Consider the following 26,225-nt stretch of genomic DNA (forward strand, 5'->3'; position numbering starts at 1 on the left):
GCTGAATCTGAGCCACGCCCGATCCAATAGAAAAGACCCGCGCAACGCCCATGCGCGGGTCTTTTCTATTTCGCCCCTGCCACTTCTCACTCCGGCAGCGGAACCTCCGGAATTTCCCATAGAGACCACCGGTATGGAGCGCCGGAGGCGCTACCGTCTCGCCATCGACATTGAAAGCCGCGCCAACGCGATCGTCACCCCTCGATCAGCGCCAGCCATTCGTCCTCGGTCATGACCGTCACACCCAGCTCACGAGCCTTGGCAAGCTTTGAACCGGCGTCCGCACCGGCCACGACATAGTCGGTCTTCTTCGACACCGAACCCGCCACCTTGGCACCCAGGCTCTCGGCCCTTGCCTTGGCCTCGTCGCGTGTGAATCTCTCCAGCGAGCCGGTGAAGACAAGCGTCTTTCCCGATAACGAGATATCGCCATTCTTAGGTGCTTGGTTGGCGTTAGACACACGGCCACCAGTGCTGCATTCTGAAGCGGCAATAGCCCGCGCCCAATCCCCACTGATGCCACGCTCATGGCGTTCATTCATAAACAGAATGGCAGGAACCGTTCTGAACGAAGTGAGAATGTTGAGGTTACCGTCAAGTAGATCGTCAGGAACTCCATCTAGAAGAGCCTTAACGTGCCGGCACAAGCGATGCATTACCGCTGCCCGACAGCTGCACGACGCGTTGAGCATACCGGCGTCTATCCAAAATTCCAAAGCATATATTCCGGACTTTCCCTTGACCGTATAGCGACCTACAACTCTTTTCTCCCCTCCCGGTTCAAATTCAACTTCGGACATGCTGACCCTACATCTCAGAGTAGATCAAAAAGAGCATAGCAGTACTTATCCGATAAGAGCCAACCAATCGTTTTCAGAAATGATCTTCACTCCGTATTTCTGAGCATCAGCCATTTTTGATCCGGCTCCGGGTCCGGCAATGACAAGGTCAGTCTTCGATGATACTGAACTCGACACTTTCGCCCCAAGACGCTCGGCGGTAGCCTTTGCCTCGCTGCGCGTCATCTTTTCGAGATTACCTGTAAAGACTACAATTTTTCCTGAAATCTCTGTGCTGACAGCAATTGGCACCTCATAGAAAACGTCCAAATAGGACAGGAGATCATTCAGAGCTTCTTCATTATGCCGTTCTGCCAAGAACTCAATTAGCGACTCTGTAGCTACTTCGCCGACATCTTTGACGCCGGAAAAATCCCTGTACGCGACACTCGGAGACGCTCGCTTTGCTTCACAAACCGCATCATATAGCGAATCAACATCGCCAAAGCGCGCAACAAGCTTCTCCTTCTGACGCTTATTGAGGCCAATACTCGCCAACCAAGCTTTTCGCGACAGTGCCAACCCCGGTCGAGTATCAGGCCCCACTGAGCCCAAGAGCTTGTCCAAAGCGACCTCACCAATCCCATCTACGGAGAACAGAGCGTACCAATCATGTCCCGGCCGGCCCCGCGCAGCCAAGAAAACAGCGTCAATCAACGCTTTTGGTGTCACGTAGCGCCTAGCTAGCGCTTTAGCTGTCACCTCGCCGATGTTCCGAATACCTAGCGCATATATGAGCCTATCCAACGAAACTCGTCGCGCTCGTTCAATTGCAGAGAACAACTTCTCCATTCCCTCGAAAGAGCGATCTTGCTCCGCGGAGATTTTTTTCCGCGCTTTGCCCGTTCGCTCTTCACGCTCTTTCTGAAGCTTCTCACGATATTCCAACACTACCCTTTTTATGGTGTCAGCGTGAAGATGCAACCTGAAAATGTCAGCAGGCGTCCTCAGCAATCCGGCATTGAAGAACAGTTCGACGTACTGCTCTCCGAAACCTTCGATATCTAAGGCATCTCTAGACACAAAATGGCGAAACCGCTCGATCTGCTGGGCAGAGCAGATGAGTCCGCCTGTGCATCTCCATACTGTCTCTCCCTCCTCCCGCGCTGCATGGCTGCCACAGACCGGGCATTTGGTCGGGAACTCGTAAGGGACTGCTGTCGCCGGGCGCTTCTCCAGCACAACGTCGAGCACCTGCGGAATGACGTCGCCGGCCCGCTGCACGATGACCGTATCGCCGACCCGGATATCGTGATCCACCGGCCTTATCCGCTCACCGGAATTGCCGATGCCGTTGATGTAGTCGGCATTGTGCAGCGTCGCATTGGTCACCACCACGCCGCCGACCGTGATCGGCTCCAGCCTCGCCACGGGGGTAAGCGCGCCGGTACGACCGACCTGGATGTCGATAGCCTCGACCGTGGTGAAGGCCTGTTCGGCCGGGAACTTGTGGGCCGTCGCCCAGCGTGGCGAGCGGGAGCGAAAACCGAGGCGTTCCTGAAGGTCGAGCTGGTCGACCTTATAGACGACGCCATCGATGTCATAGTCGAGATCGGCGCGCATCAGGCCGATCTGGCGGTAGTGGTCGAGCAGTTCGGCAGTGCTGTTCAACCGCTTCATCAGCGGATTGACCGGGAAGCCCCACTCGCGGAACGTCTCCACCATGCCCATCTGCGTGTCGGCCGGCATGTCCGACATCTCGCCCCAGGCGTAGGCGAAGAACCTCAGATTGCGACTGGCCGTCACCTTCGGGTCAAGCTGGCGGAGCGACCCCGACGCGGTATTGCGCGGATTGACGTAGGTCGGCTTGCCTTCCGATTCCATCTGGGCGTTGAGTGCGAGGAAGTCGCTCTTGGCCATATAGACCTCGCCGCGCACCTCCACCACAGCCGGAACGCCCGCTGGCAGCTGCTGCGGGATTTCCTTGATGGTGCGAATGTTGGCGGTGACGTTCTCGCCGGTCGTGCCGTCGCCACGGGTCGCCGCGTTGACGAGACGGCCATTCTCATACCGCAGGGACATCGACAGCCCGTCGATCTTCGGCTCGGCGGTAAAGGCGATCGAATCATCCGGCAAACGACCGAGGAAGCGATAGACCGAAGCGACGAAATCGGCGACGTCCTCATCGGAAAAGGTGTTGTCGAGCGATAGCATCGGCCGGGCATGGACGACCTGCTGGAAGGTCTCGGAGGGCGCAGCGCCGACGCGATGCGACGGGCTCTCAGGCAGGATGAGTGAAGGGAACCGCGCTTCTATCGCGTCGTTGCGCCGTTTCAGCGCGTCATAGTCGGCGTCCGAGATCTCCGGTCTGTCCTTGCCGTGATAGAGCGCGTCATGACGGGCGATCTCCGAGGCCAGTCGAGCGAGTTCTGCCCTGGCCTGCTCCTCGGTCAAATCCTCGACTGCAATAGAATGTTCTGCCATGGCGCCTGCTCCGAAATAGACCGGACGGTCTTAGCCGAATTTTGCCAAATGAAAAGCGTTCCGTCGGCGGCAACTGCCAACGGCCAACGGTCAACCCAGACTGCCGGCGCCGAGATCGATCTTGGCCAGAAGCGGCAGGTGATCGGAGGCCTTGCGGGCAAGCGGCGTATCGTGCACCGCCATTTCGGCGATCAGGTCGGCGCGGTTGGCCATGATCCGGTCGAGCGATAAGACGGGCATGCCGGCCGGATAGCTGGGGATCGGCGCCGGCAACGGACCGAACACCGATTCAAGTCGGGTGAGTGCGGAACCGGGACCGAGCCGCCATTCGTTGAAATCGCCCATCAATAGTGTGGGTCGCTCCTCGCGACGGCCGATGATATCCAGGATCGTATCGGCCTGCTGGCGGCGCGCCCAGCGCAAGAGCCCCAGATGGGCGGCGATGATTCGCAGCCCCTCACGCGCCTCGAGGTCGATTTCGGCAACCAGCGCGCCGCGCGGCTCGAGCCCCGGCAACGCGATCTGGTGGACGTCGCGCACAACGCCCTCCTTGAACAGCAGCACATTGCCGCGCCAGCCATGCGATTTCGGCTTGTGCAGCACCGGCACTGGCATCAACCCAGTCTCAAGCCTGAGCCGTGGCAGGTCCAGCAGTCCCGAGCGCTCGCCGAAACGTTGGTCGGCCTCCTGCAAGGCGATCACATCGGGATCGATCTCGCGGATGACCTCGATGATCCGTTCTGGATCGAAGCGGCCATCGGTACCGACGCATTTATGCACATTGTAGGAGGCGACCAACATGGAGCCGTCCCGCTCTTCCCGCATCAGCGGGTTATGAATGCGGTTGGACCGGTTTTTGATCGCGGCGATCGCCGCCGAAGCGAGATTATTCCTGGTCATGTCACATCCGTGCGCCCCGCCCCATCGCCGCTTTGCGCTGAAGCACAGGAGATGAACAGGCGAATCTTACGCCTGTTCGGCGATGGTGACAGGAGTTCAATAGCACAGGTCTCCGTCACAGATAGGGCGAACCGAGCCAAAGGATACGGTTGAACAGACGAAAAACGAACGGACGCTGCGACAGCTCCTTGAGCGAGACCGCTTCGGCACCTTCGAGGGCGCCATCGATGCGTCGATCAATCATCGCGGCGAAGTCGGTGTCGAAGACTTCCATGTCGATCTCAAAATTAAGCCTGAGCGAACGCGAATCGAGATTGGAAGAGCCAACGAAGGCCCACCGGCCATCGACGGTGATGAGTTTGGAATGATCGAACCGCCCCTGCGCCCTGAAGATCCGACTGCCATCCCTGACGACTTGGTCGAATTGGGCCGCCATGGCGTGGCCGACAATCGCGAGATTGTTGCGGGCCGGCACGACAACATCGACAGTCACACCCCGTCGCGCGGCCGTGGCCAGCGCGCCAAGCAAGATATTGTCCGGCAGGAAATAGGGCGACATGATACGGATCGACCTTTCCGCCACCGAAAACGCCCCCATCAGTATCTTGTGGTTTGTTTCGAGATTGCTGTCCGGACCCGAAACCACGGTTCGCACAAAGCTCGGCGTGCCGGATTCGGCAGAGAACGGGGCTATATTCCAGACCTCCCCGTTGAGGATCTCGCCCATCTCGAAATGCCAATCCTCGGCGGCCACGGCAAAGATGTCGGCTACAGCCGGGCCGCTCAGACGGAAATGCGTATCGCGCGCCGCCGCATCGCCTTCGAACGCGGCACGAATGTTCATACCGCCGAGAAAGGCCATGGTACCATCGACCACCAGGATCTTGCGGTGGGTTCGCAGGTTGGCATACGGCAACCTCAGCCCCGCAACGACCTTGCCGTTGAAGGCAGCGACTGTGACGCCACCGTTGGCGAGGTAACCGAGGATGCTCGGTACGCTATAGCGAGCGCCGACGGCGTCGACCAGAACCCGCACGGTCACGCCGCGTTTCCTGGCTGCGATCAGGCAGTCGGCCACCCGCTCGCCCGCCGCATCCCGATCGAAAATATAGGTTTCAAGAATGATACTGCGCTCAGCTGCGTCGATCGCCGCGCAGAAGGCCGCATAGGCTTCCGTTCCCGAGCCAAGCAGGTCGATCCGATTGCCGGAAGACAGCGCGTGCTTGGCGACCCGGTCGCCGAGGATCTTCAAGCCGGCCATACGGTTGCCAAATTGTGCCTCAACTTCATCGCGCGACACTTCATAATGAGACAGTGTCCGCCAAAGCTCGTCGAGATGCAGCGACCGCCGGGAGATCAATGACTTGCGGCGGATGCGATTGACGCCGGCAATCGCGTAGATCAGCGCGCCGAGCAGTGGCGACAGCACGATAACGCCGACCCAGCCCAGAGCGGAGCGGACCTCGCGCTTTGTCATGGCGGCATGGATCGCCGCCACAGTCCCCATCGTCACCGACAGGATAGCGAGAATATGGGGCCAATAGGAGGACAGGATTTCAAACATCGTGCACCGAGGGAAACAGGTTTCGGCCCTGAATGCAATCGTGCGGTGAAAGGTTCGCCGAGCCTCAGTTTTCTCCGGACAGCAGGCGGGCCGCAGCAGCCCGCGCCTCATCCGTGACCGAGGCGCCGGCAAGCATGCGGGCGATTTCCTCGCGCCGGTGTTCCGGTTCCATCGTCGCCACGCGGGTGGCGATCTTCTCGCCGCCCTCACCGGTTGGCCCCTTGGAGATGAGGAAATGCGTCGCGGCGCGCGCGGCAACCTGCGGCGCATGGGTGACGGAGAGCACCTGCACCTTGGCGGAGAGCCGCTTGAGACGCTGGCCGATCGCATCGGCCACGGCACCACCAACACCGGTGTCGATTTCATCGAAGACCAGCGTCGGTGCCGAGCCGCGGTCGGCAAGCGCCACCTTGAGCGCCAGAAGGAAGCGCGACAGCTCGCCGCCCGATGCGACCTTCATGATCGGACCCGGCCGCGTGCCGGGGTTCGTCTGGACATGGAACTCGACGGTATCGATCCCTTCAGCGGTCGCGGCAGTCGGATCGCTGGTTACCTCGACCATAAACCGTGCCCGCTCCAGCTTCAGCGCCGGGAGTTCGGCCATGACCGCGTCCGAGAGCACAGAAGCCGCGTTCTGCCGCTTCGCCGACAACGCACGGGCGAGCTGATCGAAATGAGCCCTGGCCTCGACGACCGCCGCCTCCAGCACACCGAGCTTCTCCTCACCGGCGTCGAGATCGGCCAGATCAGCAATCATCTTCTCGGCCAGCGCCGGCAGTTCGGCGACGGGAACAGAATACTTACGGCCGGCGGCCCGCAGGCCGAACAGCCGCTCCTCGACCCGCTCCAGTTCGTTCGGATCGAACTCTGTGCGCCTGAGCGCCGCCTCGACTTCCATCTGCGCGTTGGACAGGTTGTCGAGCGCGCTATCGAGCAGCTGCACGGTATCCTCGAGTAGCCCAGGCGCCTCGTGGCTCTTGCGCTCCAGCCGGCGCACCAGCGAAGCTATCAGCGGCACCGGCGAGGCATGGCCGTTGAGAAATTCGGAGGCCTCGGCGATGTCGCCGGCGATCCGCTCCGATTTCTGCATGACCGCGCGGCGCTCAGCGAGATCGTCCTCCTCGCCGTCACGGGGCGAGAGTTTTTCCAGCTCCTCGACCGAGGCTCGCAGATAGTCCGCTTCGCGCGCCGCCGCCTCGACCCGCGCGCGGTGGGCCTTGAGAACGCGGTCCGCCTCGCGCCAGCGCCGATAGCTCTCGCCAAGGCCGACCGCCTCATCGGACAGGCCGGCGAAGGCATCAAGCAACATGCGATGCGCGTCGGTGTCGACCAGAGCCCGGTCGTCGTGCTGGCCATGTATCTCGACGAGCAATTGGCCGGCCTGACGCATCAGTTGCACCGAGACCGGCTGGTCGTTGATATAGGCACGCGTGCGGCCATCGGCGGACTGAAGGCGGCGAAAAATCAGGTCGCCATCATCATCGACACCATTGCCACGAAGAAGGGTCCGGGCCGGATGGCTCATGGCCACGTCGAACACGGCCGTCACCTGACCCTTGTCCTCGCCATGGCGCACGAGCGAACCATCGCCGCGACCGCCGAGCGCCAGTGAAAGGCTGTCGAGCAGGATCGACTTGCCCGCGCCGGTCTCGCCCGTCAGCACGGAAAGCCCGGCCTCAAAAGCAAGATCCAGCCGCTCGATCAGAACAATATCGCGGATCGACAGCTGGACCAGCATAGGCAACTCATCTCGCGTCTAAGAAAGAAGGCTCAGCTCCCGACAAGAAGCTTCTTGCCGGCCCTTGCGATCCACGAACCGGAATTCTCGCGCGGCTCGAGACCGCCCGACTTCAGGAGCTTGTAGGAATCAGCATACCACTGGCTGTCGGGGTAGTTGTGACCCAATACGGCCGCGGCGGTCTGGGCTTCCTGCACCACGCCCATAGCGAAGTAGGCCTCGACGAGTCGCGCCAGCGCTTCTTCGATCTGGTTGGTGTTCGGGTATTTCTCGACCACCGCGCGGAAGCGGGTAATGGCGGCGAGATATTCCTTGCGTTCCAGATAATAGCGGCCGACCTGCATTTCCTTGCCAGCCAGCTGGTCGCGGGCGAAGCGGATCTTGGCCTGCGCGTCGTCGACATATTCCGAGTCCGGGAAGTCGTTGACCACCTTTTGCATGGCTTCGATCGTCTGCATCGACGCTTTCTGGTCCTGCGTCACATTGGCGATCTGCTTCCAGTACGAAAGGCCGACGAGATACTGCACATAAGCCGAATCCTCGGCACGCGGGTAAAGATTGAGATAGCGTTTGCCCGCTGTCACGGCGTCCGTATAACGCGCCAGACGGTACTTGGTGAAGGTGCTCATCACCAAGGCCTTTTGCGACCAGTCCGAGAAAGGATGCTGCGCATCGATCGCATCGAATTTGCGCGCAGCCTCAGCCATGTTACCGGCCTTGATATTGGCCAGGCCCTGATTGTAGAGCGTTTCCGGCGGATCAGTCTCGATGCCGAGCTTGGTGATATCGATGTCCGGATCGGATTGGCACGCCGTCAGCAACGCCCCGGATACAGTCATCATCACACATATACTGGCAATACGCGCGGCTTTATTCACAACGACCGACCCTAGATGACTCATTCGACAGTTCCCGATTGCAGCGGCGCTAGAAAACCGGCGCTTTCAACACGCGTTTCTAGCCATAAAAGCAGTACGAGAGCAACGCAATGATGGCGATTTAACGCATTTTTGTGGCGGCCGTCAGACTTTGCGAGAAATAGCCACAAAGCCCGAGCGCCGGCAAACACCGCGAAGACCACACGGCACAAAAAAAGGCCGAGGTTTCGACGCCCCGGCCCTAGCTTGGAGGTAATTCGACGATCACGCCGACCAGGGCGCGAATTCCGGCACATTGACCGCCACGAATTCGCGCGGGCGCACCTTGAGGCTGCGCGCCGGTGCTTCAACGACCTCATAGGCGGTCGGGTCGCTGAGCAGAGCCTTAAGCGCGTTGGCGTTCATCTTGTGGCCGCCGCGATAGGAGCGATAGCAACCGATGAACTGTGCCCCGGCAAGAGCAAGATCACCCACCGCGTCGAGCGTCTTGTGGCGAACGAACTCGTCCTTCTCGTAACGCAAACCTTCGACATTGATGACCGTGTTGTCGTCCGAGATGACGACCGAATTCTCCAACGACGAACCAAGAGCGAAGCCGGCCGCCCATAGACGCTCCACATCACGCATGAAGCCGAAGGTGCGTGCGCGCGAAAGCTCTGCCTTGAAGGTCGAAGCCGTGAGGTCGCCTTCCCACTTCTGGCGGCCGATCAGCGGCGTATCGAAGTCGATCTCGACCTCGAAGCGCGTACCGTCATAGGGACGGAACTCCGACCAGGAAGCCCCAGCTTCGATCCGGACCGGCTTGATCACACGAATATAGCGACGCTTGACGCCGAGATTGACGATGCCGACCTGCTCGATCGCTTCGATGAAGGCTTCTGAACTGCCGTCCATGATCGGCATTTCGGCCCCATCGACCTCAATCACCAGATTGTCGAGGCCGAGCGCATAAAGAGCCGCCATGACATGCTCCACGGTGGCGACAGAGCGGGCCGGCGAAAAGCCGAGGACCGTGCACAGATCCGTATTGCCGACCTGCGAGGATACCGCCTTGAACTCGCTCGTACTGCCATCGTCGTGCTGGCGCACGAAGACGATCCCGGTTCCAGCATCGGCCGGCAGCATGTTGATGGTGACGGAGCGTCCGGAATGAACGCCGATACCCGTCAGGCTGAGGGGAGCTGCGATGGTGGTCTGGAAACCCAGCAATGCGATTGCCATAAAAACTGCCTTTATCGGTGCAGCGCGCCACGGCCTATACGCCGAATTATGATGCCACTGCTCTTGTCATATGCGCGGCGGAGAATCATGCGGCCCTGACCGCCTTTCCCGCTTTCGAGCCCATACATACGGACCGGTCGCCGTCCTGCCAAATCACTGTTCGTTTCGCAATGTAACGAAAAAACCCCGTTGAAAACGCACACGAAACCGTCGGCTGCGCAGCTCTTTGAAACACAAAGGGCCCGGGTCGCAAGACCCGGGCCCTTGATCACTGAAAGCGCTCGATCAGTTGGATTGGCGGCGAAGGAAGGCCGGGATTTCCAGCTGGTCGTCCTCGTTGCTCGAACGCGACGGGGGCGTGGCGCGACCCTGGTCGTCGAGCTGGCCGCGACGCGGCGCATAGAGGCTGGCTTCCGGCGAAAGAGCGCGTCGCTGCGGTGCGGCCGCAGCCGGTGCAGAAGCGGTCATGTCGGCGGCAGGTTCTTCGTCCTGATGGCGGCCAAGCGAGTTGGTGATCCGCTTCAGGAGGCCCATCGGACCACGCTCGTCCTGGGCAGCTGGAGCCGCAGGATGAGTACGATGATCGATTTCGGCACGCAGTACCGGGGGGAAGTCTTCCACCTTCGGCATGCGCACCGGCTCGGCCGCCTGACGGACAACGGGAGCAACGGCTTCATGACGAACCGGGGCCGGAGCGACCGGAGCGTGCATTGCCGCAGGTGCTGCCTGCATGGTTGGAGCGGGACGGGTCATCGCCGGAGCGGGAGCCGGCTCGACCGGAGTACGGACGGCAGGCTGCGCTTCGGCAACAGCCGGCGTTGCAAACAGCCGGCTCTGCGGACGGAATTCCGGCTCAGCAGCAGGCTGCTGTGCGACGGCCGGCTGGCGAGCGATGGCGATTTCGAGTTCACGTTCCATTTCAGCTTCGGCCGAACGGATGGTTTCTGCCACCGGGTCGATGGTCTTGGGTGCCTGCGTCATTGCAGGCTGCACTGCGGCCGGAGCAGAAGCCACGGCCGCGGAGGAACGGACAATCGGCTTTGCCGACGAAACGGAGTCACGCGCAGCCATGGCACCGGCGGCGCGATCGATACCGGTGGCGACAACCGACACGCGGATGAGGCCTTCGAGCGCTTCGTCGAAGGTGGCGCCAAGGATGATGTTGGCGTCCGGATCGACTTCCTCGCGGATACGGGTCGCGGCTTCGTCGACTTCGAAGAGCGTCATGTCGCGACCGCCGGTGATCGAGATCAGCAGGCCCTGCGCACCCTTCATCGAGGTTTCATCGAGCAGCGGGTTGGCGATAGCCGCTTCCGCAGCCTGCATCGCGCGACCTTCGCCAGAAGCCTCGCCAGTGCCCATCATCGCACGGCCCATCTCGCGCATGACGGAACGGACGTCGGCGAAGTCGAGGTTGATCAGGCCTTCCTTGACCATCAGGTCAGTGATGCAGGCGACACCCGAGTAGAGAACCTGGTCGGCCATAGCGAAGGCGTCAGCGAACGTCGTCTTGTCATTGGCGATACGGAAGAGGTTCTGGTTCGGAATAACGATCAGCGTGTCGACGGACTTCTGCAGTTCCTCGATGCCGGCCTCGGCGAGACGCATGCGGCGCGCGCCTTCGAAGTGGAACGGCTTGGTGACCACGCCGACAGTCAGGATGCCCTTGTTGCGTGCAGCCTGGGCGACGACCGGAGCCGCACCCGTACCGGTGCCACCGCCCATGCCGGCGGTGACGAAGCACATGTGAGTACCGTTCAGGTGATCGATGATCTCGTCGATGCACTCTTCAGCGGCGGCGCGGCCGACCTCCGGCTGCGAGCCGGCGCCAAGGCCTTCGGTGACGCTGACGCCGAGCTGGATGATGCGCTCGGCCTTGGTCATGGTCAGGGCCTGCGCGTCGGTGTTGGCGACGACGAAATCGACCCCCTCCAGACCGGCGGTGATCATGTTGTTGACAGCGTTGCCGCCGCCGCCGCCGACGCCGAATACGGTAATCCGAGGCTTCAGCTCGGTGATGTCTGGCTTTTGCAGCTTGATGGTCATTTCAGACTTCCTTCTTTCTCCGGCCACAGCGCCACGCCGGCCATTGTCATTTCAACTGTCGCGCCCCAGGCTCAACCGAAAGCGGCAGGCCTGGACGCAATTCAAAAACTTTCCTTCAGCCATTGACCCATGCGGGCTATCCGGCTGTTTCCGTTGCCGAAAGGCGAGAACAAACCGCCCTGCCCAGCATGCGTTTCCTGATCGGCGACCTGCGGATAAATCATCAATCCGACTGCGGTCGAAAAAGCGGGACCCTTGGCCGCGGCCGGGAGGCCGGCGACACCCATTGGGCGCCCGATTCGCACGTTGCGTGCCAGAATACGGCGAGCCGCTTCAGACATGCCGGTCAGCTGGCTGGCGCCGCCCGTAAGGACGACTCGCTTGCCGACAACGGGCGAGAAGCCGGACTTCTGAATCCGATCGCGCAACAGTTCAAGAGTCTCTTCGATGCGAGCGCGAATAATTCGCGTCAGCAGCGCCTTTGATACCTGCAGCGGCTGATCCTGTTCGTCCTCACCGATCGGCGGAACCGAAACCACGTCGCGTTCATCGGCACCATTGGCGAGCGCCGAACCGTGCACGACCTTCAGCCGCTCGGCATCCTCGATGCGGGTCGAAAGACCACGTGCCAGATCGGTCGTCACGTGATGGCCGCCGATGCTGATCGCATCCGTATGGATGAGCTTGCCTTCGGCAAAGACCGAGATCGTCGTCATGCCGCCGCCCATGTCGATGGCGGCACAGCCAAGTTCGACCTCATCATCGACCAAGGCGGCAAGTCCACTGGCGTAAGGCGTGGCAACCACACCTTCGACGCTCAGATGAGCCCGATTGATGCAAAGCTCCAGATTGCGCAGAGCTGCCCGCTCGGCGGTCACCACATGCATGTCGACGCCGAGGACATCCCCGAACATGCCCAGTGGATCGCGAATTCCGCGCTCGCCGTCGAGTGAAAAGCCTGTCGGCAGCGAGTGCAGCACAGCGCGATCATTGCCCTGGGACTGCTGGCCGGCGGCGACGAGGACCTTCTTCAGGTCGCCAGCTTCGACTTCCTGCCCACCCAGGTCGATGGAGGCAGTATAAACGTCGGAAGCGATACGTCCGGCTGACACGTTGACGATCAGGCTCTCGACGGTAAGGCCAGCCATCCGCTCCGCTGCATCCACTGCAAGCCGCACGACGCTTTCGACCGCATCGAGATCGGAAATCACGCCCGACTTGATACCGCGCGAGCGCTGATGACCAATACCGATAACCTCGACATTGTGGGTTCGCCCCGGCAAAACCGAGCTTTCCCTGCACGGGGTCAAACGGCCAATCATGCAAACGACCTTGGTCGAGCCGATGTCGAGCACGGAAACCACGTGCGTGCGCTTCGACGAAAGCGGCTTCATGCGCGGCAGGCCGAAATGGGAGCTTCCGAACAGGCTCATATGTTCACCCCGGCCTTTTTCAGCATCTTCCGACGCTCTTCGAGCTTCACCAGACGGCGCGCCTGCGCTTCCGGCGTCAGCTGGATGGCGGTGCGGTCGGGCAGACGAAGATCGACGGCGGTAATGTCACGCGACAGAAGTTGCTCCTCCGCATCGAGACGCGAGAGCTTTTCGAGCGCGACCGCGATACCTTCTTCAGGCAGCTTTACGACAACGCCGTTGTCGAGATGGATATCCCACCGACGTCCGGCGATCCGCACGAAGGCCTTCACCCGCGAAGCGATCTGCGGAAACTTCGAAAAGTCGGCCTCGACGGCGGCCGCAGCGGTCTCGGCGTCGCGGCCAACAAAAAGCGGCAGCGATGAATATTTATTGTCGCGCAGCGGCGCGATGACACTGCCGGACTTTTCGATCAGAGAGAGCTCGGTGCCATGCTGCCAGATGCCGTAGGCCTGCCGCTCACGCAGCACCACCTCGACTGCACGTGGATAAACCTTGCGAACTTCGGCCGATTCAACCCAAGGAAGACCCGCGAGCGCCGCACGGGCCGAGGCAATATCAAGACCGAGCAGACTGGTCGAACCATCGAGACCGAGAAGCTGAAGAATATCGATCTCCGAGGTATGCTCATTGCCGGAGACATGAATATCTTCGACCGCGAAACCCGCACCGGTCGTCACCGCCTGGACGACAGCCGGACCATGACCGCCAACAACGATGCCGCAGAGCGCGACAGCCGAGTAGAATCCAGCCAACGAGAGCTTTCCAGCATGCGCCGGAATGGCGACCCGGCCGGAACACAGACTAACCACGAAACGCACGACGCGACGCATCGGCCGAGGCAGAACACGCCCCTCACCGGCAGAAGCGGAGACAGCACCGAAGCGCGCCCCCATATCCGCAGATCTATCGCCGTTCACCGCAAACAAGACGCGTCCTCCACCATCCACCGAAGAAACTCACCAAAAGCAAAGCCGGCATGAGCGGCCATTTCAGGCACCAGAGAGGTCGGAGTCATGCCCGGCTGGGTGTTGATCTCCAACCAGACAAGTTCACCATCCTCGGAGAAACGATCGTCGTAACGGAAGTCCGAACGACTCACTCCGCGACACCCGATCGCCTCATGGGCCTTAAGGGCCAATGATTGTATTTTTTGGTAAATTTTCGGTGAAATTTCCGCCGGAAGCACATGCGAAGAGCCACCCGCGACATATTTGGAATCATAATCATAGAAGCTGTGCCCCTGAGGCACGATCTCGGTCACACCGAGCGCCTTGTCGCCCATGACGCCACAGGTCAGCTCGCGACCTGCCACATAGTGCTCGACCATGACGCGATCACCATAGCGCCAGTCGTTCGAGGCCAGAGACTGCGGTGGGTGAGCCATATCCTCACGCACAATCACAACACCGAAGCTCGAACCCTCGCGGACCGGTTTCACAACATACGGGGGCGAGATCGGGTGCTCATTGCCGATGTCAAAACGCGACATGACCTTGGCCTCAGCGACCGGCACACCAGCATTGGCGGCAACGATCTTCGCCTGCCCCTTATCCATGGCAAGAGCCGAAGCAAGCACACCGGAATGCGTGTAGGGGATCTGGAGATACTCCAGCACACCCTGAATGGTGCCATCCTCACCGAACGGCCCATGGAGAGCATTGAAAGCGACATCGGGACGAAGCTCAGCAAGCACCCGGCCGACATTGCGATCGACGTCGATACGCGTGACGCGATACCCAATCGCCTCAAGGGCCTCCGCACACGCCCCCCCGGAGGAAAGCGACACCGGCCGCTCAGACGAAAGCCCACCCATCAGGACAGCTACATGCTTGCCACTCATCAACGCCCCCGCACATCGCGAACCGACTACCGGACACTGGCGCCGACGAACTCATCCAGAGAGGCGCTGTCCTTTGCATCAGTTAGACGACATTAAGGTTAATGAAGTGTTTACTTTTATTAACCGGGCGCGTCAGCCGACGGATTTTTTGACGGAAACGGCGAGAAACTCTCCGCGTAAAGCCCTGAGACGAATAGACTTTATGGCTTTTCTGCGGCAAGAGCCTTAGCCGGCAAGCCGAGCGCCTGCAGAGAGGACGAGAGCCTTCGGCATGACGATCTCACCATTCGCCAGCGAGTCGATGTCGCGGTGGCGCACAATCCTGTCGCGCCCGCTCGCCTTGGCGACATAGAGTGCGCGATCGGCTTCGGAGAAGATCTCATTGAAGCTGCGGCCGTGGGGCAAATCAGCGATCCCACCCGAGATGGTCACACTCACACGCTTCGCCCCACACGGGATTTCAAGTGCTGCGACCCGTTCACGCACTTGCTCGACACGTTCGGCGATGCTTTCCACCCTTGCGCTCGACCACAGTACGGCGAACTCCTCCCCGCCAATGCGGGCGCAGACCTCATCTTGCGTAAAGCCCGCCCGGATGACGTCGGCCACCGCGGCAATGACGTCATCCCCAACCGAATGGCCAAAGGTGTCGTTGATCGCCTTGAAACGGTCTATGTCGAAAAGAACGAGCGAAGCATCGCCGCCTGCATCGTTGAACGCCCGCTGGAATGCCCGGCGGTTGAGCAAGCCGGACAACATGTCGATCCGGCTGATCCGTTCGAACTCGGCGCGAGAGACTGCAAGATCATAGACCGCGAAACCGACTACGGAATAGGCTACAACTGCAACCATGAATGAAACCGGCGGAGTCAGCACTGTGGCGATGACCAGAGCGGGCCAAAGATCGTAGGGGAGCAGACCGAGGGAAACCAGACCAAGGTGGGCACAGATGTTCATGCCATAGGCCAGCATGGCGATCTTCGCCGCCATCCAAACGGCGCGAGAAACCACCGCGCGGCGGCTGGAGAACTCGCCGAGCGTCAACTGGCGGACAATCCAGTTCTTCGTTGCATCTCTCATAAGCGTCTCCGGAAACCCGCAAAATCATAGGCGGAGTCGCTTAACAATTTGACATGCGTTCAAGTCGCGAGCGGTTTGCACCGCGACGGTCATCCAAACGCAAGGACTACTGTATGGAAACGAAAAGAAGCGGGTCTTGCCCGCTTCCTCTCAACCCTATTCGGTCGTCACTCCGAGGAACGGCTTGACCTCGCGACCGGGCATGAAGATACCGAGACGCTTGATTTCCCAATCGAGCTTGATCCCGGAATGTTCAAATACGCGCTGGCGTACGGTTTCGCCAAGATATTCGAGATCATAGGCTGTGGCATGGCCAATATTGATCATGAAATTGCAGTGCAAGGACGACATCTGCGCGCCCCCGATCATCAGACCACGGCAGCCGGCCTGGTCAATCAGTTCCCAGGCCGAATGGCCCGCCGGGTTCTTGAATGTCGAGCCGCCAGTCTTTTCCTTGACCGGCTGTACAGTCTCGCGATGGTGCCGCACGGCGTCCATATCAGTGCGAATCTGAGCCTTGTCGCCAGCATAGCCCTCAAACAGAGCACTGGTGAAAATCAGTCCTTCCGGCGCGGACGAATGGCGGTAGCTGTAACCCATATCCGCCTTGGTCAATACATGGATATTGCCCTTGCGGTCGACGGCCTCGACCTCCACCAGCCGTTCGGCGGTTTCGCCGCCATTGGCGCCGGCATTCATGCGCACCGCGCCACCGATCGAACCGGGAATGCCGTAGTAGAAGTGGAAGCCACCGATATTATGATCCATCGCCATGGCGGCGATATGCTTGTCCGGGCAAATCGCGCCGGCGCGGATCCGGTTTTCGCCGGCAAGCTCGACCTGACCAAACCCCTTGGCAGAAAGGCGCACGACAACGCCCGGAATACCACCATCGCGGACGAGTAGATTGGAGCCGACGCCGACCACGGTCAACGGCACCTCCTCGGGCAGAAGCTTCAGAAAAGTGACGAGATCGTCCGTGTCATGCGGCTGGAACATCAGCTCTGCAAGACCGCCCGCCTGGAACCATGTCACCCGGTCCATCGGCGCATTGGGCGTCAGACGTCCGCGCAACTGATCTACACCCGGCCCCAGCGAGGCCAGTAGCTTTTCCCCATCCACTTGCTTCATTACGACTTTCCCGACAATGCTTCCAATTCCCGCGGCAAGGCTGCCGCCCATTGGGTAATGTTACCCGCACCCAACAGAATCACAAAATCGCCCGGTTGGGCAATGCCCGCAACGATCGGTGCAAGCTGATCGGGCGATGCCAGATAACGCGCATCGCGGTGTCCGCCGGAGCGAATCCGCTCGACCAGGGCCTCGGCGTTGGCGCCCTCGATCGGATCCTCGCCCGCCGCATAGACCGGCGCGAGCATCAGCGTGTCGGCATCATTGAAGCAGTTGGCGAAATCCTCAAACAGGCTCGAAAGTCGAGAATAGCGGTGCGGCTGGTGGACAGCGATAATCCGCCCCTTGCATGCCTCGCGCGCCGCCTTCAACACCGCCTTGATCTCAACCGGATGATGACCGTAATCGTCAAATATCTGCACGCCATTCCACTCACCAGTAAGGGTGAAACGACGCTTGACGCCACCAAAGGACGAAAGTCCCTTGCGGATCGCCTCCTCGGCAATATCGAGGCGGTTGGCGACTGCGATCGCGGCGCAGGCGTTGGCGATATTGTGACGACCAGGCATGGGCAGCCTCAGGTCCTTGAAATTGAACACCCGACCGGTGCGGCGGCGGCGGATCTCCACGTCGAAGATCGAATGCGTGCCCTCGAGGCGGACATTCGAATAGCGTACGTCCGCCTGGGGGTTCTCGCCATAGGTGATGACCTTACGGTCCTCGATCCGACCGACCAGCGCCTGCACTTCGGGATGGTCGAGGCACATCACGCCGAATCCGTAGAACGGCACGTTCTCGACGAATTGGCGGAAAGCGGCGCGGACCGCGTCGAAATTACCGTAATGGTCGAGATGTTCGGGGTCGATATTGGTGACAATCGCCACTTCGGCCGGAAGTTTGAGGAAGGTGCCGTCCGACTCATCAGCCTCGACCACCATCCACTCGCCCTCACCCATGCGCGCATTGGTGCCGTAGGCGTTGATGATGCCGCCATTGATGACGGTCGGGTCGAGACCGCCGGCGTCCAGTAGCGCCGCGACCATCGAGGTGGTCGTCGTCTTGCCGTGCGTGCCGCCAATGGCGATCGCGTTGCGGAAGCGCATCAGCTCGGCGAGCATTTCGGCCCGGCGCACGATCGGCAACAGCTTCTCGCGGGCAGCGACCAGCTCCGGATTGCCCTTCTTGATCGCGGTGGAAACCACGACGACCTCGGCTTCGCCAAGGTTCTCGGCCTTGTGGCCAACGAAAACCTCAATGCCCTTGGCACGCAAGCGCTGAACATTGGCGCCATCGGCCTGGTCCGAACCCTGGACCCGATGGCCGAGATTGTGCAGCACTTCGGCAATGCCACTCATCCCGATCCCACCGATACCGATGAAATGGACGAGCCCGATGGACGTCGGCATTTTCATGAATTGGTTCCCTTCGCGTGAGCAATATCCTTGCCTGCGGCAATAGCCTCAACGAGATCGGCGAGCAAGCGTGTTGCATCCGGCCTTCCGGCTGTTTTGGCCGCCGATGCAATCGTGGCAAGCCTATCCGGCTCCTGCATGGCGCTGCTCAACAGCTGCGCCAATCGTTCGGGCGAAAGCTCCGACTGGGCAATGACGCTCGCGCCACCCGCCGCCGCAAGGGCCGCCGCATTGGCCGCCTGATCGTGGTCGAGGGCGTAGGGATAAGGCACGAGGATCGAAGGCCGACCGATCACGGACAGTTCGGACACAGTCGAGGCGCCGGAGCGGCAAATCACCAGATGAGCGGCCGCGATGCGCGCCGCCATATCGTTGAAGAAGGGGGAGACTTCGGCCGGAACCCCTAGCTTCTCGTAAAGGTCCTTGACCTTCCGCTCGTCCTCCGGCCGCGCCTGCTGTGTAACCGACAGGCGGCGCCTCAGTGCCTTGTCCATCAGCGCGATGGCATCAGGCAGCGCGGAGGAGAAGAACTGCGCACCCTGGCTGCCGCCGAACACGACAAGTCGGAACGGATGACCCGGCTGCGAAGGCGCATAGGGCACGGATGAGGCCGCAATCACGGCGGGGCGTACGGGATTGCCGGTCACCACCGTCTTGTCGGCAAAGGTCCCGCCTTCGGGCAGGAAGCCGCCGACGATCGCCTTGACCCGCGAGGCCAGCGCCTTGTTGGCACGGCCCATCACCGCATTCTGTTCGTGCACCAGCGTCGGCACACCAAGCCCGGCGGCGGCCCACAATGGCGGCAGCGTGGGATAGCCGCCGAAACCGACCACCGCCATCGGCTTCAACTGGCGGATCAACTGCTTTGCCTGACGATAGCCTTTCCACAGCGCAAGCAGCGCCTTGGAGACAGCGATCGGGCTCTTCGAGCCGATGGTCGCGGAAGCGACCGTGTGGATCGCATCGGCCGGGAACATGCCGGCATAACGCTCGGCGCGGCTGTCTGTCACCAGATGCACGGCATAGCCGCGCTCGGCGAGCAGGTGACCCAGCGCCTCGGCCGGAAAGAGATGGCCGCCGGTACCACCGGCAGCCAGCAGGATAACGCCTTTGGCCATGATCTCTTACTCCGCCGGAACGCTGTGGGCGGCACGAAACAAACTGCGTTCCTGGGCTCGTTTTTCAGGCCGCCGACGCGTCAGGGCCAGGATGAAACCAGCGGTCACACAGATCGCGATCATTGATGAGCCGCCGTAGGAGATCAGCGGCAGCGTCATGCCTTTGGCCGGCAGCAACTCAAGATTGACGCCGATATTGATCATCGACTGGATGCCGATCAGCAGCACCAGACCAGCCACAGCAAAACGGTTGAAGTCGTTGCGCTCCTTGTAGGCGTGGCTCAGGCCGCGGATGACCAGGAAAGCGAAGATCGACACCAGAACCATGCAGAAGAAGATGCCGAATTCCTCCGCAGCGACGGAGAAGATGAAGTCAGTATGACTATCGGGAATGATCCGTTTGACGATCCCCTCGCCCGGCCCCTGGCCGAACCAGTCGCCGCGGATGATCGCCTGACGGGCGGTATCGACCTGGAAGGTGTCCCCCTCCCCGGTCAGGAAGCGGTCGATACGGCCGGCGACGTGCGGCAAGGTCAGATATGCACCGAACACGCCTGCGACACCGATGCCACCGAGCAGGGTGATCCACAGCCAAGGCATGCCCGCCATGAAGAACATCCCACCCCAGACGGCGGAGGTCAGAATGGTCTGCCCCAAGTCAGGCTGCGAGACGAGCAGAGCCGCGACGATCCCAAACAGGATGATGGCGAAGAGATTACCGGGAATTTCCGGCTGGCGCGCATGTTCGGCGAACAACCAGGCGCAGATCACGACGAAGGCCGGCTTCATGAATTCCGACGGCTGGATCGAAAGTCCGGCGATGGTGATCCAGCGCCGGGCGCCCTTGACCTCCACACCAAAAAACAGTGCGGCCACCATCATTAGCAGCGAAACCGCCAGGATGACCATGGCCGTACGGCGCACCTGACGCGGTGTCAGAAAGGAAAGCCCGATCATCACGCCAAGCGCCGGCAGCATGAAAGCCGCGTGGCGCTTGACGAAATGGAAACTGTCGAGATTGAGGCGCTCAGCAACGGCGGGCGAGGCCGCGAAGGAGAGCATGAAGCCGATCCCCATCAGAAGGATGAAGGTGATCATGAATACGCGGTCGATCGTCCAGAACCAGTCGGCGACCGGGCCTCTCTCCACACGGCTTACCATGTCAGTTGCCTCCTGTTGGCACGTCGACCAGCATCGTTACACCGTCGAGGGCCGCGACGTGACCAACGAAGGCATCACCTCTGACTTCAAAGTTCTTGTACTGGTCGAAGCTTGCGCAAGCCGGGGATAGCATCACGGCAACCGGATTTTCTTCCGCTGCCGTATCGGCTGCTGCGTGAGCCACGGCCTGGGCGAGCGTACCCGAGATCTCGTAAGGCACGGCAGTGCCCAGCGTCGCGGCGAAGGCGGACGCCGCCTCACCGATCAGATAGGCCTTGACGATCCGCGGGAAAAGAGGCGCAAGGCTTGCGATCCCGCCTTCCTTCGGAAGGCCGCCGGCAATCCAGTAAATCCGCTCGTAGCTCGACAGCGCAGGCGCCGCCGCCTCGGCATTGGTCGCCTTCGAATCGTTGACGAACACGACGTTGCCACGCCTGCCGACCGGCTGCATCCGGTGCTTGAGGCCGGCGAAGGATTTCAACCCGGCCCTCACCTCATCCGGCGAAACGCCAACGGTGAGGCACGCGGCAATCGCCGCCGCCGCGTTCTGCGCATTGTGCGCGCCGCGCAAGGTCTGGATACCGTTGAGATCGGCAATGACCGATGCCCCTCCGCCATGGGCCTCGATGATCCGATGTCCGTCGTTATAAAAACCGTCAGCGAGCGGCTGGCGCTTGGAGATGCGCGTAACCGTACCGCCGGCCCGCTCCACGCGGTCGGCAATCAGTTCCGAGTAGCTGTCGTCCACGCCGATGACGGCCGTGCCGCTGCCGGCGACCAGCCGCTCCTTGACGTCGGCATAGTGCTGGATGGTGCCGTGGCGATCGAGATGGTCGGGCGTCACGTTGAGCAGGATGCCAGCGGTCGGATCAAGCGTCGGCGACAGGTCGATCTGGTAGGACGAGCACTCGACGACGAAGAAACGGCCGGCCTTCGGCGGATCCAGCGTCAGCACGGCCCGGCCTATATTGCCGCCAAGCTGCGTGTCACGGCCGGACGACTGAAGAATGTGGGCGATCAATGCCGTCGTGGTCGACTTGCCGTTGGTGCCGGTAATGGCAATGAACGGGCAATCAGGCGCATGCGCCCGACGTTCGCGCGCGAAGATCTCGACATCACCGATAACCTCTATGCCTTCGGCCTTCGCCAGATCGACAGACCAGTGCGGTTTCGGGTGAGTGAGCGGCACGCCCGGCGAAAGCACCAGCGTCGAGACAGACTTCCAGTCGATGCCACGCAGGTCTTGGGTCGAAATGCCCTCAGCCCTGGCCTTGGCGACGCTGTCGGGATTATCGTCCCAGCAGACCACGTCGGCACCGCCGGCCACCAGCGATTTCGCGGTGGCGAGGCCCGAGCCGCCGAGACCGAATAACGCGACCTGTTTGCCTTTGAAGGTGGTTGCCGGAATCATCTCCCCCTCACCTCAACTTGAGTGTCGAAAGGCCGAGCATGGCGAGGCCAACCGCGATGATCCAGAAACGGATCACCACCTGGCTTTCGGTCCAGCCGAGCTTTTCGAAATGGTGATGGATCGGCGCCATCAGGAAAACGCGCTTGCCGGTCAGCTTGAAATAGCCGACCTGGATGATGACCGACAGCGTCTCGGCGACAAACAGGCCGCCGATGATCGCCATGACGATCTCATGCTTGGTGGCGACGGCAACGGAACCGATAAGCCCACCGAGCGCCAGCGACCCGGTGTCGCCCATGAAGATGGCGGCCGGCGGGGCGTTGAACCACAGGAATCCAAGGCCGGCCCCGATCACCGCCCCTAGCACCACTGCCAGTTCGCCTGTGCCGGGAACGAAATTGATCTGCAGGTAGTTGGAGAAGACCGCGTTACCGGTGAGGTAGGCGATGATGCCGAAAGAAGCGGCCGCGATCATCACCGGCACGATGGCAAGCCCGTCGAGACCGTCCGTCAGATTGACCGCATTGCCGGCAGCAACGATGACGAAACCGCCGAAGACGATGAAGAACAATCCGAGGTCGATCGAGAAGTCCTTCAAGAAGGGAAAGGCAATCGACGAGCCGAACGTCGAACCCTGTGGTCCCGAGTTGAGCGCCGTCGTCATCATGAAATAGACGGCAATACCGGCGATGACGAACTCGAGGCCGAGGCGCGCCTTGCCCGAGAAACCCTTATCCGTCTGTTTGGTGACCTTGAGGTAGTCGTCATAGAAGCCAATCGCACCGAAACCGAGGGTAACGAGCAAGGTCGAGACAACATAGATGCTGGAGAGATCGGCCCATAAGAGCGACGACACGACGATACCGGCGAGGATCATCAACCCGCCCATCGTCGGCGTTCCCGCTTTCTTGAAATGGGTCTGAGGCCCATCGGCACGGATCGGTTGTCCCTTGCCCTGACGGACGCGGAGCGAAGCGATCATCGCCGGGCCGAAGAGGAAAACGACCAGAGCGGAGGTAAGGAGCGCAGCTCCCGTGCGGAACGTGATGTAACGGAACAAATTGAAGAACTGAAATTTGTCCGCAAGTTCCACAAGCCAGATCAGCATTGGAGCCCTTTCCAAAAGCCCGGATTAAATTTGGCGCCCCGTGTCGGGGAATGCCGGATACTTGTCAAGAAGAGCCGAAACGATCTTGCCGAAGCCCAGGCCCAGTGAAGACTTGACCATGACCACATCTCCAGCCTTGACCGCACCGGTAACGAACTCAACAAGCTCATCGGTCGTCGCGCGATACTCGACGTGCACGCTATCGGGCAAAGCATCGCGCAGCGCCGACATTTCCGAACCGGCGAGCCAGACATGCTCGATACCGGCTGCCAGCAGCGGACTTGCCAGATCAGCGTGGACCTCGGCCGCGAACGTCCCCATTTCCAGCATATCGCCGAGCACGGCGATCCGACGGCCCTCGCCGTCCGGCTGGGCGGCGGCGAGCACTGCAATCGCCGCCCGCATTGAAGCCGGATTGGCATTGTAGCTCTCGTCGATCAGCGTGAAGCTTCCGCCGCCGATCGCAAGGCGGTGACGCGCGCCGCGGCCCTTGACGGCGGATAGGCCGGCAAGGGCCTCGATTGCCGCGTCAAGATCCGCGCCAACCAGCGACACAGTGCCAAGTACCGCCATCGCGTTTTCCGCGATGTGCCGGCCCGGCGCACCGATGACCACTTCACGGGTGTCATCGCCGTGGGAGAACCAGACCGTCGACCGTTCGGCCGCTCCGTCGAATTCATCAAGCCGGAACTCCGCCTTGGCGTGCTGACCAAAACTGTGGATATGTTCGATCCCGACAGCCAGTGCGGCCCGCTCGAGGAAATCAAACTGGCTGTTGTCGCGATTGAGGATGACGTCCCCACCGGGTGCGACGCCCTCGAAGATCTCCGCCTTGGCTGCGGCGATCTCCTCGATATTATTGAAATTACCGAGATGAGCCCCCGCGATCGTCGTGATGATCGCCACGTCCGGGCGGACCATCCGTGACAGCGGCGCAATTTCGCCGGGATGGTTCATGCCGATCTCGAACACGCCATAGCGCGTGTCGACCGGCATCCGGGCGAGCGTCAACGGCACGCCCCAGTGATTGTTGAACGAGGCGACGGCAGCATGCACCTTGCCGGACGGCGCAAGCGCCAGCCGCAGCATTTCCTTAGTCGTCGTCTTGCCCACCGAACCGGTGACCGCAATGATCGTCGCGGAACAGCGGTCACGGGCCGCGAGCGCCAGCTTCTGCAACGCGCCGAGCACATCATCGACGACGATCATCGGCACGGTCAGCCTACCAAGCGCCGGAAGTTTTGATTCCGACACGATCAACAGCGAGGCGCCGTTGGCGATCGCGAGACTGGCAAAGTCATGACCATCCACCCGATCACCCTTGATGGCAAAGAAAGCCTCGCCCGGTGCGATCGTCCGGCTGTCGATCGATATGCCGGTGATCCCGGCGGGCAGTGTGCCGAAAGGCCGCCCCGCCATGGCCTCGATCATCTCCGACGCCGTCCAAAGAAAGGTCAATGTTCGAACTCCTCCAAAGCCTTGCGCAATTCGGTATGATCCGAGAACGGAAGCGTAACGCTCCCAACCGTCTGGCCCTCCTCATGCCCCTTGCCGGCCACGATCAGCGTGTCTCCCGATGACAGCATGGCCACAGCGGCGCGGATTGCCTGCGCCCGGTCGCCGATCTCGATGCCTTTGGGTGCCGCTGCCATGATCTCCGAACGGATAACCGCCGGAACCTCCGAGCGCGGGTTGTCGTCGGTGACGATGACGATGTCAGCGAGCCGGCAGGCGATCTCGCCCATGATCGGACGTTTGCCCTTGTCACGATCACCACCGCAACCGAAGACAACGATAACGCGGCCGGTGGTGAAGGGCCGGACCGAGGTCAGGACGTTTTCCAACGCATCCGGTTTATGGGCATAGTCGACATAGGCAAGCGCCCCGGCCTTCGATTGACCCACCAGTTCGAGACGGCCGGACGCCCCCTGAAGCGTCTCCAACGCCTTCATCGCCGCTGCAGCCGGCACACCGGTGGCGATGGTGAGGCCTGCGGCGACCAGCGCGTTAGCGACCTGGAAATCGCCGGCGAGCGGAATATGCACCTCAAAGATCTCGTCGCCAAAGTGCACTTCGGCGACCTGCTTGTGACGGAAATGCTCGACCCGTTTCAATGTGAGGAAGGCGCCGTTACGGCCGACAGTCAGCACCTTGTGTCCGGCCTCGGTTGCGACGCGGACCGCCTCGGCCGACCAGGGATCGTCAGCGAAGATCACCGCCGGCGCCCCCTTGGGCAGCAGTGTGTCGAACAGCCGCATCTTGGCGGCCATGTAGGCTTCGACCGTCGGATGGTAGTCCATGTGGTCACGGCCGAGATTGGTGAATGCGGCGGCAGCGAGCTTCACGCCGTCAAGCCGGCTTTGGTCGAGGCCGTGGCTGGAGGCTTCCATGGCCGCATGGGTCACGCCTTCGTCGGCAAGCTCAGCAAGCAGGCGGTGCAGACCGACTGGATCGGGTGTGGTGAGTGAACCGTAATCGTTGCGCGTCGGCGAAATGACGCCGGTCGTGCCGATCTGGGCTGCGGCATAGCCCGCCCCCGCCCAGATCTGCCGCGTGAACGAGGCGACGGACGTCTTGCCGGCCGTTCCGGTCACAGCGACCATTGTCTCCGGCTGGCGGCCGAAGAAATTCGCCGCAGCAAGGGCAAGAAAGCGACGCGGATTGCCGACCACGATCACTGGTGCAGAAACTTCAACCGCATGACTGGCAACGACGGCGGCAGCACCACGTGCGACAGCATCGGCGACATAGGCGGCTCCATCGGCCTTGGTGCCGGCCAGCGCGACGAACAACATGCCCTTTTCGATCTTGCGGCTATCGGCAGAAAGGCCAGAAATGTCGATGGCGCCGACCTCGGCTCCGAGCTTGTCTATCTGATCCTGAAACTCCGCGCCGGCCAGTTCCCGCAACAACATCGG

At 61.2% G+C, this 26,225-nt stretch carries 19 protein-coding genes and 2 pseudogenes; all 21 read right to left on the reverse strand.

Annotated elements, in window-relative coordinates:
• Window positions 1-194: 194 nt before the first annotated feature.
• Window positions 195-419: pseudogene (locus RNA01_RS03545) on the reverse strand (BRCT domain-containing protein); the annotation flags it as partial.
• 210 nt (window positions 420-629) lie between these two features.
• Window positions 630-800 (reverse strand): annotated as a pseudogene (locus RNA01_RS24410) (hypothetical protein); the annotation flags it as partial.
• A gap of 45 nt (window positions 801-845) precedes the next feature.
• Window positions 846-3,263 carry an NAD-dependent DNA ligase LigA gene (ligA, locus tag RNA01_RS03550; RefSeq protein WP_147178589.1) on the reverse strand — a complete coding sequence of 806 codons (2,418 nt, stop codon included), beginning with the start codon at window positions 3,261-3,263 and terminating at the stop codon, window positions 846-848.
• Window positions 3,264-3,353: 90 nt separating this feature from the next.
• A complete protein-coding gene (locus RNA01_RS03555) occupies window positions 3,354-4,163 on the reverse strand; it encodes an endonuclease/exonuclease/phosphatase family protein (RefSeq protein ID WP_147178590.1) in 810 nt (269 codons plus the stop codon).
• Window positions 4,164-4,278: 115 nt separating this feature from the next.
• Window positions 4,279-5,727, reverse strand: coding sequence for a phospholipase D-like domain-containing protein (locus RNA01_RS03560; RefSeq protein ID WP_147178591.1), 1,449 nt, complete (start codon window positions 5,725-5,727; stop codon window positions 4,279-4,281).
• 64 nt (window positions 5,728-5,791) lie between these two features.
• Window positions 5,792-7,465, reverse strand: coding sequence for a DNA repair protein RecN (recN, locus tag RNA01_RS03565; protein WP_147178592.1), 1,674 nt, complete (start codon window positions 7,463-7,465; stop codon window positions 5,792-5,794).
• A gap of 32 nt (window positions 7,466-7,497) precedes the next feature.
• Window positions 7,498-8,307: an outer membrane protein assembly factor BamD gene (locus tag RNA01_RS03570; RefSeq protein ID WP_284727821.1), complete on the reverse strand. Its 810-nt coding sequence runs from the start codon at window positions 8,305-8,307 to the stop codon at window positions 7,498-7,500.
• A gap of 300 nt (window positions 8,308-8,607) precedes the next feature.
• Window positions 8,608-9,564: a UDP-3-O-acyl-N-acetylglucosamine deacetylase gene (gene lpxC / locus RNA01_RS03575; RefSeq protein ID WP_147178594.1), complete on the reverse strand. Its 957-nt coding sequence runs from the start codon at window positions 9,562-9,564 to the stop codon at window positions 8,608-8,610.
• A gap of 285 nt (window positions 9,565-9,849) precedes the next feature.
• The gene (ftsZ, locus tag RNA01_RS03580) at window positions 9,850-11,610 is read right to left on the reverse strand and encodes a cell division protein FtsZ (protein ID WP_147178595.1); all 1,761 of its coding nucleotides are present in this window, start codon (window positions 11,608-11,610) and stop codon (window positions 9,850-9,852) included.
• A gap of 101 nt (window positions 11,611-11,711) precedes the next feature.
• Entirely contained in the window at window positions 11,712-13,043 is a 1,332-nt protein-coding gene (gene ftsA / locus RNA01_RS03585) for a cell division protein FtsA (RefSeq protein WP_147178596.1), read from the reverse strand.
• Entirely contained in the window at window positions 13,040-13,939 is a 900-nt protein-coding gene (locus RNA01_RS03590; RefSeq protein WP_147178858.1) for a cell division protein FtsQ/DivIB, read from the reverse strand. Before RNA01_RS03590 ends, ftsA begins: the two co-directional genes overlap by 4 nt.
• A gap of 20 nt (window positions 13,940-13,959) precedes the next feature.
• Window positions 13,960-14,886 (reverse strand): D-alanine--D-alanine ligase, encoded by a 927-nt coding sequence (locus tag RNA01_RS03595; RefSeq protein WP_147178597.1) that lies wholly within the window; start codon window positions 14,884-14,886, stop codon window positions 13,960-13,962.
• A 225-nt stretch (window positions 14,887-15,111) separates the two neighbouring features.
• Window positions 15,112-15,966 (reverse strand): GGDEF domain-containing protein, encoded by an 855-nt coding sequence (locus tag RNA01_RS03600; protein ID WP_147178598.1) that lies wholly within the window; start codon window positions 15,964-15,966, stop codon window positions 15,112-15,114.
• Window positions 15,967-16,122: 156 nt separating this feature from the next.
• Window positions 16,123-17,097: a UDP-N-acetylmuramate dehydrogenase gene (gene murB, locus RNA01_RS03605; protein WP_147178599.1), complete on the reverse strand. Its 975-nt coding sequence runs from the start codon at window positions 17,095-17,097 to the stop codon at window positions 16,123-16,125.
• Window positions 17,097-18,509, reverse strand: a complete 1,413-nt coding sequence (murC, locus tag RNA01_RS03610) for a UDP-N-acetylmuramate--L-alanine ligase (protein ID WP_147178600.1) — start codon at window positions 18,507-18,509, stop codon at window positions 17,097-17,099. The genes murB and murC overlap by 1 nt, the downstream gene beginning before the upstream one ends.
• A complete protein-coding gene (murG, locus tag RNA01_RS03615) occupies window positions 18,506-19,627 on the reverse strand; it encodes an undecaprenyldiphospho-muramoylpentapeptide beta-N-acetylglucosaminyltransferase (RefSeq protein WP_147178601.1) in 1,122 nt (373 codons plus the stop codon). Before murG ends, murC begins: the two co-directional genes overlap by 4 nt.
• Window positions 19,628-19,633: 6 nt before the next feature.
• Complete coding sequence (gene ftsW / locus RNA01_RS03620; protein ID WP_147178602.1) at window positions 19,634-20,788, reverse strand: putative lipid II flippase FtsW; 1,155 nt, start codon at window positions 20,786-20,788, stop codon at window positions 19,634-19,636.
• Between the two features lies 1 nt (window position 20,789).
• On the reverse strand, window positions 20,790-22,199 hold the full coding sequence (gene murD / locus RNA01_RS03625; protein ID WP_147178603.1) for a UDP-N-acetylmuramoyl-L-alanine--D-glutamate ligase: 1,410 nt from the start codon (window positions 22,197-22,199) through the stop codon (window positions 20,790-20,792).
• Window positions 22,200-22,206: 7 nt separating this feature from the next.
• Window positions 22,207-23,307 carry a phospho-N-acetylmuramoyl-pentapeptide-transferase gene (gene mraY / locus RNA01_RS03630; protein ID WP_147178604.1) on the reverse strand — a complete coding sequence of 367 codons (1,101 nt, stop codon included), beginning with the start codon at window positions 23,305-23,307 and terminating at the stop codon, window positions 22,207-22,209.
• Between the two features lie 24 nt (window positions 23,308-23,331).
• A complete protein-coding gene (locus tag RNA01_RS03635) occupies window positions 23,332-24,765 on the reverse strand; it encodes a UDP-N-acetylmuramoylalanyl-D-glutamyl-2,6-diaminopimelate--D-alanyl-D-alanine ligase (protein WP_147178605.1) in 1,434 nt (477 codons plus the stop codon).
• Window positions 24,762-26,222, reverse strand: coding sequence for a UDP-N-acetylmuramoyl-L-alanyl-D-glutamate--2,6-diaminopimelate ligase (locus RNA01_RS03640; protein WP_147178606.1), 1,461 nt, complete (start codon window positions 26,220-26,222; stop codon window positions 24,762-24,764). Before RNA01_RS03640 ends, RNA01_RS03635 begins: the two co-directional genes overlap by 4 nt.
• Window positions 26,223-26,225: the final 3 nt, after the last annotated feature.

It is taken from the genome of Paenirhizobium naphthalenivorans, from assembly GCF_007992095.1.
In the GTDB taxonomy this organism is placed as follows: domain Bacteria; phylum Pseudomonadota; class Alphaproteobacteria; order Rhizobiales; family Rhizobiaceae; genus Allorhizobium; species Allorhizobium naphthalenivorans.